Here is a 9292-nt window from a genome sequence, read left to right as displayed (position 1 = left end):
GGCGCACATGCCGCCGTCCACCGACAGGGTCGCGCCGGTCACGTAGGACGAGTGCCCGGATAGTAGCCAGAGCACCGCCGCGCTGATTTCGCGCGGCTGGCCGATGCGGTGCATGGGCACGCCGTCGTCGTACATGTGCTCGTCGCCGCCGGTTACGCGGTCGAAGCTGGGGGTCTTGATCGGCCCCGGGCAGATGGCGTTGACGCGGATGTTGCGGGTCGCGTAGTCCAGCGCGGCGGCGCGGGTGGCGCCGACGATGCCGTGCTTGGCGGCGACGTAGTAGGCGGTCTTGGGCATGGCCTTGAGGCCGAAGATCGAGGCGTTGTTGACGATGGCGCCGCCACCGCTGCACAGCATCGCGGCGGTTTCGTACTTCATCATGTAGAGCATGCCCTTGAGGTTGATGTCGATGACGTCGGAGAAGTCCTCCACCGGGGTCTCGTGGATGTCGTTGAACTCGCGCTGCAGGCCGGCGTTGTTGAAGGCCGCGTCGAGCCGCCCGTACTTGTCCATGGCCAGGGCCACCAGGGCCTCGCAATCGGCGGCGCGGGACACGTCGGTGACGCGGAACTGCGCCTGGCCGCCGGCGGCGACGATTTCCTCGACCAGGTCGGCGCCTGCCTTGGCATTGCGGTTGCCGATCACCACCCGCGCGCCGGCGCGGGCCAGGGCCAGGCTGGCGTCGCGGCCCATGCCGCTGCCGCCGCCGGTGACGATGATGACCTTGTCTTGCAGTTGGTAATCCAGATGCATCGGATGATCCTCTCGGGGTGGGATGAAGGGGGTGGTTCAGGCCGCCGGCAGGCGCCCGAACAGGGATTCGAGCAGCACGCCGATGGCCAGCAGGCGGCGGTCGCTGGCGGCCGGGCCGTCCAGTTCCAGACCCACCGGCAGGCCTCCTTGCGGGCCCAGCCCGATGGGCAGCTGGATGCCCGGCAGGCCGGCGCTGGCGCTGGCCTCGGTGTTGCGGATCAGGCGCAGGAACACCTCCGGCTCGTTGACCTGCGGCCCGGCCGGCGGCGCCACGATGGGTGAAGTGGGAAACACCAGGGCGTCCAGCGCGTGCTGTTCGAAGAGGTCCTGGTAGCGCTCGCGCAGGGCCTGCCGACCGCCTTCGCAGGCGGCCCGGTAGAGCGGCTCGACGTCCACCAGGGCGTCGCCCTGCGGGACCTTGCCGGGCAGCACCCAGTGTTCGTAGATGGCGCGCACGTCGGCGCTGGCGATGTCCTTGGCGAGTTCCTCGATGGGAATGCCCGGGCCCTGCTCGCGCAGGTAGTCGCGCATGGCCTGGCGCGCCTCGTGGATCACCACCGGGAAGCCGACCGCCTCGTTCAGCGCCAGCAGGCCGGCCTCGGCGATCGGCACCAGGGTCACGCCGAGCTCACCCAGGCGCGCCAGGGCGGCGTTGGCCAGCGCGGCGGTATCGCTGTCCAGTTCGGCCCAGAATTCCGCCGGCACGCCCAGGCGCAGGCGTTTCAGCTCCACCGGCGGCAGGCCGTGGTCGCCGGTCACCAGGGCGTCGAGCAGGGCCACGTCGGCCATGCACAGGGCCATCGGCCCGACGGTGTCGCGGCTCGGCGCGATGGGGATCACCCCGCACCCGGAATAGCGCCCGGCGCTGGGCCGCAGCGAGGCGCAGCCGTTCAGCGCGCAGGGCACCCGCATCGAGCCGCCGGTGTCGGTGCCCAGGGCCGCCAGGGCCATGCGCGCGCCGAGGGCGGCGGCGCTGCCGGAGGACGAGCCGCCGGCGATCCGTTCGCTGTCGTAGGCGTTGCGCACGCCGGGGCGGCTGCCGGTATTGAAGGCGGCGTTGTAGCCGGTGGCGCCGAAGGCCAGTTCGTGCAGGTTGGTCTTGCCCAGCACGATGGCCCCGGCGTCGCGCAGGCGCTGTAGGGTCGGCGCGTCCTGGGCCGGGACGAAGCCGGCCAGCGCCGGGGTGCCGGCGGTGCACGGCAGGCCGGCGGCGTGGATGTTGTCCTTGACCACGATGGGGATGCCGCTCAGCGGCTTGCCCGGTTTGCCGGCGCGCCGCGCGGCGTCGGCGGCGCGCGCCGCGGCCAGGGCGCCGGCGGCGTCGAGGGTGACGAAGGCGTTGAGTTCGCTGCCCTCCTCGGCGCGGTCGAGGCAGGCGGCGACCAGTTCGACGCTGGTCAGCACGCCGTCGCGGAAGGCCGCCGCCGCTTCGGCGATGGTCAGGTCGCTGAGGGCGTGGTCACGGCTGGACTGGAAGAGTTTCATGGGCGCTCCCCGGCCGGCGCGAAGGCCTGGTCCTTGATCGATTCGGGCGCCGGGTAGGCGCGTTTGCTGTGGCTCAGGCCGAGGTCGAGCAGCGTCTCGCAGAGCTTGTAGGCCACCTGGCCGGGGTTGAGCACCGGCACCGGCAGGTGCTCGGCGAGGTAGGCGTGGGACTGGTGCATGGTGGTGGAGCCGAGGATCAGCACGTCGGCGCCGTCTTCCTCGATGGCCCGCCGGCCTTCCTCCAGCAGGCGGCCGAAGACCATTTCCTCCTTGCCTTGCAGCAGCGCCTCGGTGTCCGGGCGCACGTCGATCGAGCGGATCGACGCCAGGCGCGCCTCCAGGCCGTATTCGCGCAGGGTCTTGCGGTACAGCGGGAACCACTGCGGCCACATGGTCAGCACGCTGAAGCGCTGGCCGAGGGTGCAGGCCAGGTGGAAGGCCGCCTGCCCCGGCGCCACCACCGGAATGTTCAGGCGCGAGCGCAGCGCGGCGAGGCCGGAGTCGCTGACGGTGTTGATGCACACCGCGGCGAAGCCCTCCTCCTCGGCGCGGAGGCCAGCCTCGATCACCGCCAGCTCCATGAGCGCCATGTCGTAGTAGCTGTCGGCCAGGCTCAGCACACGGCCGGAGCCGACGAACTCCACGTCGATGTCCGCCCGCAGCAGCGCCGGCGGCAGTTGCCGGGCCATGGCCTGGCGCGCCTCTTCGCTGAGCGGCACCGGCACGATCATCTTGATCCGTTTAGTCATGGCCGTGCGCCTCCAGGCCCAGTTCGGCGCGCGAACGCGTGAGGGTATCGACCAGCGCGTAGAGGATTTTCCGCGCGCAGGGCAGCAGGTCGGGCACGTAGGTGGCGCCCATGCCGCCCAGGCCTTCGGCCACCGGCAGCGGCGCGCCCTGCGCCGGCCACGGCCAGCCGATGCGCGCGGTGGGCACGCCGTAGCGGCGCAGCGCGGCGCCGTCGGTCTGCCCGCCGAGCAGCTCGGGCATGCCGTGGGGGCGGCGCTCGATGTGTTCCCAGCCGCGCTTGCAGGACTGGATGATCCAGTTCTGCGGGTCGGTGCTGCCGCCGGGCACCGAGCCGTACATGTCCCAGCTCAGCACCAGCTCCGGGCGCTGCCGGCGCAGGGCCTCGACGAAGGCGGCGAACTGCGCGCGGACGTCGGCCGGCGAGGTGCGCGGGTTGACCCGCACGTCGAAGAACAGTTCGGTGACCGCCGAGGGGAACGCCGGGCGCTCGACGTCGCCGCCGCGCACCCCGGCGATCCAGCCGTGGGGCTTGATCACCCCGGAGGTGTTGCGTTCGGCGTAGTCGATGATCCAGCGCTCCAGTTCCTGGATCACCGTGGCCGCCGGCACCACCGAGCTGCGGAAGCCCGGCACGTCGCGGCCGACCCCGGCGTAGCCGAGGGTGCCGTGCACGCGCAGCTTGAACCAGGCCATGCCCGGCTCCTCGTGGTAGACCCAGTTCCACGGCTTCATGATGATCGCGAAGTCCGGGTACATGCCGCGGTTGAGCAGGTGCAGCACGCCGTTGGACATGCCGGCGTGCTGCCGCGCGGAGATGTCCACCGGCATGCCGCCGTCGGCCATGCCCATGAGCAGGTCGCCGCGCAGCGGCACCTCGGCCTCGATCAGCGCGGTGGCCACTTCGGTGAGGGTGGCGATCATGCCCTTGGGGTTGGAGGCGCCCAGGCCGAACACCCAGTCGTCGATCTGCCGCGCGCGTGGCTGCATGTCGGCTTGCGGCGCCGGGCCGGTCAGTTGTTCCTGGTTGCCGTCGGCTTCCAGGTGGGTGTCGATCGGTGCGTAGAGCATGACCGAGGCCCCGCCGCCGCTGCCGGCGCGGCGCGCGGCGACGTTGCCGCTGATGTCGCTGAGCGGCTGGTAGCCGGCGTCGAAGCCGACCCCGCCGAGGTAGTCGACCATGTACTGGCTGGCGGCGCGGGTGGCGCCGCTGGGGCTGTGGATGTCGCTGAGCTCGAACAGCAGCTTCTGCAGGCGCTTGGCGTCGATGCGCGCGCAGGCCCGTTCGTACCAGTCCATCTGCTGGGCGGAAAACGGCATCGCGGTGGTGGGCTGCATGGAATGGCTCCTCAATTGCTCGGCACGAACTGCTCGGCGAAGACGTTCGCCGGGTCGATGCCCAGCTCGATCAGGCGCCGGGTGGCGGCGTCGATCATCGGTTGCGGGCCGCACAGGTAGGCCACGCTGTCGGCGCTGACGTCGCCCTCGCGCAGGGCGCTGACCGGGCTGCCCGGGTGCAGGTCGCCGCTGGCTTCGCGGTCCACGCAGACGCGCGCTTCCAGGGTCGGCAGCCACTGCTTGCGCAGCTCGATCTCGTCCAGGCAGAACAGCGCCTCGGGCACCGCGCAGCCGAAGCTCAGGAGCATCGGCGGCTTGCGTCCGCTGGCCTGGCGCAGGCTGTCGATCATCGACAGGATCGGTGCCAGGCCGGTGCCGCCGGCGACGAAGATGTGCGGCGCGCGACGCTTCTCCTCACGCAGGAAGAACGCCCCGTAGGGGCCGGAGAGGCTGAGCACCTGGTCGGGCTGCGCCTGCTCTTCGAGGAAGCTCGACATGGCCCCGCCGGGCAGCAGGCGCACCAGGAACTCCAGCTTCGGCAGGGTCGCCGAGGTGCTCGCCGGCGAGTAGCTGCGCAGCACGCCGAAGCCGGGCACCTCGATCTGCATGAACTGGCCGGGGCGGAATTCCAGCCAGTCGCCGTCGGCCAGTTCCAGGGTCAGGCGCACCACGTTGCTGGCGATGCGTTCCACCGAATCGATGAAGGCGTTGACCTGCACCGCCGCGCCGGCGCCGACCTCGCTGCCGTAGCCCAGGTCGAAGCTGCAGTCCGACTGCGCCTGGCACACGCAGAGCAGGCGCTGGCCGCTGGCGTATTCGCTGGCCAGCAGCGTGGAGCTGGCGCCGGGCCGGGTGTGCGCCTCGCCGCCGGCCAGTTGCGCGACGCAGCTGGAACAGCTGCCGGAGCGGCACTGGTAGAGCAGCGGGACTTCCGCCGCCAGGGCCGCGTCGAGGATGCTGGAACCCTCGGCGACGGCCAGGCTGCGGCTGACGCCATCGGCGAAATTGAAGGTGACCTGGTGTTCTTTCATGTTCGCGAGACTCCGCGGCAAGCAAGGCTGTGGGCGCCTGGCCGGCGCCATTGAACGGATCTTAGGAAGGCGACCGGGCGGCCCGCGCTCCCGGGACGGCACGCTTATCCCGGCAGCGCAGGAAAGCGTGGCGCCCGGCGGCGCGGTCGCGCCTCAGTCCTCCTGGATCTTGATGACCTCGTAGCCCGGCCGGCGGCCGTCGGCGGTGTCCTTGAAGCGCAGCGCGGTGTCCTTCAGCGCGCCGGCCACGCCACGCCCGGGCTTGGCGATGCCACGGTTCCAGCGCGAGGCGAGCTTGCGCCAGGTGATCGGCGAGACGTCGGTGGCCACCAGTTGCTCGTTGTCCCAGCCGGTGCCGTCGGCGTAGAAGTTCTGCATGGCCTCGCGGGCGTACAGGTCGCAGTCGTTGAAGCCGTGCAGGCACAGCGGCTTGTACACGCGGTCGTAGCGGTACTGGTGCTTCTCGCGCTCTTCCGGGGTGTCGCAGACGCGCACGATGATTTCCCAGTACTCATGGGTGTCGTCGGTGATCGGCACGTACCACTCGTACTGGGTCATGTGCTCGCCCGGCCAGTTCTCCACCATCAGCACGCCCGGCAGCACCACCGAGGTGCGGTAGTAGCGGCCCTTGAGGCCTTCCACCTTGAGGCCCAGCTGCTTGTTCTCCAGCACCGGCTGCCACTTGTCGGTGAACATCCACTGCATCAGGCCCTTGGGGCCCTTCTCGTCTTCCACCACCTGGATGCAATCGTCGGCGGCCGGCAGCAGGCCCAGCGGCAGCACCCAGTCCATGGCGTGGACGATGGTGTTGTCCTTGTGGACCAGGATGTGCGCGTTGTCGAAGCCGTTCTCGCAGGCGATCCGCCAGTTGCCGAAGCCGGTGCGGTGCATGCCCAGGGCCATGGCGTTTTCGTCGAGCACGCCCGGCGAGGCCGGCCACAGCGGGTGCGGGAAGCGCTCGGTGTTTTCCGGGAAGCGGAACGGCAGGTCGTCGGCCAGCGGCGGCACGTCGGCGTCGGGGAAGTCGTCCTCGCGGACGAAGACGAAGATCATCCCCGCCACTTCCTGCACCGGGTAGGTGGTGATGCCGGTGGTGCCGATCAGCTTGTCTTCGGGGTTGGCGACGATGGTCACCAGGTTGCCGCTCTCCAGGTCGAAGGTGAAGCCGTGGTACCAGCAGGAGATGGTGCTCTTGTTGAAGCACATGGGCTTCTCGGACAGGCGCACGCCACGGTGCAGGCACTGGTCCTTGAGCGCGTAGATCTTGCCGTTGACCCGGCGCAGCACGATGGGCACGCCACAGATCTGGATGCCCTTCACTTCGTCCTCGGGCAGTTCGTTGCTGAACAGCGCCGGGTACCAGTGGTTGATGAAGCCCCAGGCGGCGTCCTTGTAGGGTTGGTACTGGCTCTGGGTCTTGCTGTTGTTGACGCGGGCGTCGCTGATCCCGTGCTGTACCACACGGCGACGGATGATGGGTTGGTCGGACATGGAGTACCCCTTGCTAGGCGGTTGAGAGTCGCGCCGCCGAACCGCCGGCGACGCTGTTGGAGCCATCCTAGGGAGTGGGTCGGGGCTCTGGCGCTCCCTGGACCGAGGGCCTTATCCCGGCAGTGCAAGAAGTATTCGGCGGGGCTGTCGAGCGTGCCGCGAGGCACGCCCGAAGGGGCGGCCTCAGAGGCCGGGGGGATGTTGGCGGTGCCAGTCGCTGCGCTTCTGCAGGGCCATGCCGGCGCGGCACAGCACCGCCTCGCCGCCCTTGTTGGCGATGAACTGGCAGCCCAGCGGCAACCCCGCCTCGGTGAAGCCGCAGGGCAGGCTCAGCGCCGGGTGGCCGCTGACGTTGAAGGGCGCGGTGAACTGGATCAGCCGGCGGTTCAGCTCCGGGTCCTGGGCCAGCGCCGCGAGCTGTTCGTGGCTCGGCGCGGCGAACGGCTGCACCGGCGCCAGCAGCAGGTCGACACCGGCCAACAGCGCCTCCAGCTCGCCGTTGAAGCGCTGCGCGTCGAGCAGCACGCGCTGGTAGTCCATGCCGCTCAAGGCCCTTCCGCCGTCGATCAGGCGGCTCAATGCCGGGCCGTATTCGGCGGCGCGCGAGGGATAGCTGGCGGCGTGGGCGACGGCGGTCTGCACGCCGCAATGGGCTTCCCAGTTGGCGCTGACCGCGCGGGTGTCCGGCACCTTCACCCGCAGCAGGCGCCCTCCTCCTTCGGCGACCAGCGCCATCACCCGCTCCAGCGCGGCCTGGATCGCCGGGTCGACGCCGTCGCTCAGCCAGGCTTCGTCGATGCCCACCCGCAGGCCTTCGAAGCTGTCCTGGATGCCGGGGATTTCCAGGCACACGCTGGGCAGCGAGGTGGGGTCGAGCGGGTCGTGGCCGGCGATCGCCGAGAGCAGGAAGAGCACGTCGCGGGCGCTGCGCGCCATGGGCCCGACATGGTCGAGGCTGGCGGCCAGCTCGAAGCAGCCGTGGCGGCTGACCCGACCCCAGGTCGGCTTCAGCCCGGTGAGGCCGTTGGCCGCGCAGGGGAAGCGGATCGAGCCGCCGGTGTCGGTGCCCAGCGCGCCGTAGCAGAGCCCGGCAGCCACGGCCACGCCGCTGCCGCTGGACGAGGCGCCGGTCCAGTGGCCGGCGTGCCAGGGGTTGTTCGGCGCCGGCAGGTCCGGGTGCGGGGTGGCGAAGGCGCCCTCGGTCATCTGCAGCTTGCCCAGCAGCACCGCGCCGGCCTCGCGCAGGCGCGCGACCACGGTGGCGTCTTCGGCAGGCACGAAATCGGCGTGCAGCGGCATGCCGGCGCGGGTCGGTACGCCCTGGGTGTGGAACAGGTCCTTCACCGCCAGCGGAATGCCGTGCAGCGGGCCGCGGCACTCGCCACGGGCCAGCTCGCGCTCGGCCTCGCGCGCCTGCTCCAGGGCGCGTTCGGCGGTGACCGTGGCGTAGCTGCGCAGGCCGTCGTCGAGGCTGGCGATGCGCGCCAGTTGCATCTCGGTGACTGCCACCGGCGACAGCCTGCCGCTGCGGATCAGCAGCGACAGCTCGAACATCTCCAGGTAATGCAGGGGTTCGCTCATGGGTGTTCCTCGAGGAAGGCCAGGGTGGCGGCGTTGAATTCGCCGGGGCATTCGCTCTGCAGGTGGTGGGCGGCGTTGCCCATCACGTACAGGCGTGCGTCGGCGAACTGGTTGAGCATCAGCATCGGCACGTCGACGCCGCCGAACCAGTCGTGCAGGCCCCAGAAGATCAGGCTCGGCGCGCGCACGCGGGAGAACAGCGGCGCCAGGTCCTCCCAGTCGCCGAAGGCGCCGGGGGTCTGCAGCAGCTCGACGAAGCCCGGCCGGCAGCTGTCTTCGTAGCGCAGTTGCAGCGCCTGCTCGTCGAGGCGGCTGTCGTCGTGCAGCTCGTAGCGGCAGATCAGCGCGCGCATCTTCTCCAGGCTCGGGCCGCCGTCGGCCAGGTAGTAGTCGCCGAGCAAGCCGGCGGCGTGCTTGCTGAACAGCGGCAGCGGCTGCATCACCCCGCGCGCCACCGGCTGCGAGGCGATCAGCACCAGGCTGGCGACGCGCTCGGGGTGCGCGGCGGCGAAGCGGATCGCCACGCAGCCGCCGAACGACTGGTTGACCAGGTGCACACGCTCGATGCCCAGGCCGTCGAGGAAGCCCAGCAGCTTGTTCGCGTGCCAGCTGAACACCGGGCCGGACACCGGCACCCGGTCGGAGCCGCCGAACTGCGGCAGGTCGAGGAAGTAGCAGTGGTAGCGCGCGGCGAAGGCTGCGGCGTTGCGCTGGAAGTTGCTCCAGGCGCCGCTGCCGGGGCCGCCGCCGTGGGTGAAGAGCAGCGCCGGGGCGCCGGGCGGCCCGGGCAGTTCGCGGTAATGCAGGTTGACGCCGTCCACCCGCAGGTGGCGGCTCGGCGGAAGTTCATGGGGCATGGTGGTGTT

Annotated in this window: 8 protein-coding genes; all 8 read right to left on the bottom strand. The window is 70.7% G+C overall.

Annotated features, from left to right (window positions below; translation table 11 throughout):
* Positions 1–753 (bottom strand): SDR family NAD(P)-dependent oxidoreductase (locus tag P3W75_RS00750; RefSeq protein WP_276225454.1); only part of this gene is annotated, 753 nt, incomplete at its 3' end.
* A gap of 36 nt (positions 754–789) precedes the next feature.
* Complete coding sequence (gene iaaH, locus P3W75_RS00745; protein ID WP_276225453.1) at positions 790–2238, bottom strand: indoleacetamide hydrolase; 1449 nt, start codon at positions 2236–2238, stop codon at positions 790–792.
* Positions 2235–2987, bottom strand: coding sequence for an aspartate/glutamate racemase family protein (locus tag P3W75_RS00740; protein WP_276225452.1), 753 nt, complete (start codon positions 2985–2987; stop codon positions 2235–2237). Before P3W75_RS00740 ends, iaaH begins: the two co-directional genes overlap by 4 nt.
* Positions 2980–4323 (bottom strand): acetylornithine deacetylase, encoded by a 1344-nt coding sequence (locus tag P3W75_RS00735; RefSeq protein ID WP_276225451.1) that lies wholly within the window; start codon positions 4321–4323, stop codon positions 2980–2982. The genes P3W75_RS00740 and P3W75_RS00735 overlap by 8 nt, the downstream gene beginning before the upstream one ends.
* 11 nt (positions 4324–4334) lie before the next feature.
* Entirely contained in the window at positions 4335–5354 is a 1020-nt protein-coding gene (locus P3W75_RS00730; RefSeq protein WP_276225450.1) for a ring-hydroxylating dioxygenase ferredoxin reductase family protein, read from the bottom strand.
* A gap of 153 nt (positions 5355–5507) precedes the next feature.
* Positions 5508–6845, bottom strand: coding sequence for a Rieske 2Fe-2S domain-containing protein (locus P3W75_RS00725; RefSeq protein WP_276225449.1), 1338 nt, complete (start codon positions 6843–6845; stop codon positions 5508–5510).
* Positions 6846–7028: 183 nt separating this feature from the next.
* Positions 7029–8426, bottom strand: a complete 1398-nt coding sequence (locus P3W75_RS00720; RefSeq protein ID WP_276225448.1) for an amidase — start codon at positions 8424–8426, stop codon at positions 7029–7031.
* Positions 8423–9283, bottom strand: coding sequence for an alpha/beta fold hydrolase (locus P3W75_RS00715; protein ID WP_276225455.1), 861 nt, complete (start codon positions 9281–9283; stop codon positions 8423–8425). The genes P3W75_RS00720 and P3W75_RS00715 overlap by 4 nt, the downstream gene beginning before the upstream one ends.
* Positions 9284–9292: the final 9 nt, after the last annotated feature.

This window comes from Pseudomonas citronellolis (assembly GCF_029335315.1).
Taxonomy (GTDB): domain Bacteria; phylum Pseudomonadota; class Gammaproteobacteria; order Pseudomonadales; family Pseudomonadaceae; genus Pseudomonas; species Pseudomonas citronellolis_A.
Note: the sequence above shows the minus strand (reverse complement) of the source record. Positions and strands in the feature narration are given on the sequence as shown.

Bases quoted from the DNA above. Each gene is read 5' to 3' on its own strand.
- iaaH (WP_276225453.1), bottom strand. From the start codon at position 2,238: ATGAAACTCTTCCAGTCCAGCCGTGACCACGCCCTCAGCGACCTGACC.
- P3W75_RS00740 (WP_276225452.1), bottom strand. From the start codon at position 2,987: ATGACTAAACGGATCAAGATGATCGTGCCGGTGCCGCTCAGCGAAGAG.
- P3W75_RS00735 (WP_276225451.1), bottom strand. From the start codon at position 4,323: ATGCAGCCCACCACCGCGATGCCGTTTTCCGCCCAGCAGATGGACTGG.
- P3W75_RS00730 (WP_276225450.1), bottom strand. From the start codon at position 5,354: ATGAAAGAACACCAGGTCACCTTCAATTTCGCCGATGGCGTCAGCCGC.
- P3W75_RS00725 (WP_276225449.1), bottom strand. From the start codon at position 6,845: ATGTCCGACCAACCCATCATCCGTCGCCGTGTGGTACAGCACGGGATC.
- P3W75_RS00720 (WP_276225448.1), bottom strand. From the start codon at position 8,426: ATGAGCGAACCCCTGCATTACCTGGAGATGTTCGAGCTGTCGCTGCTG.
- P3W75_RS00715 (WP_276225455.1), bottom strand. From the start codon at position 9,283: ATGCCCCATGAACTTCCGCCGAGCCGCCACCTGCGGGTGGACGGCGTC.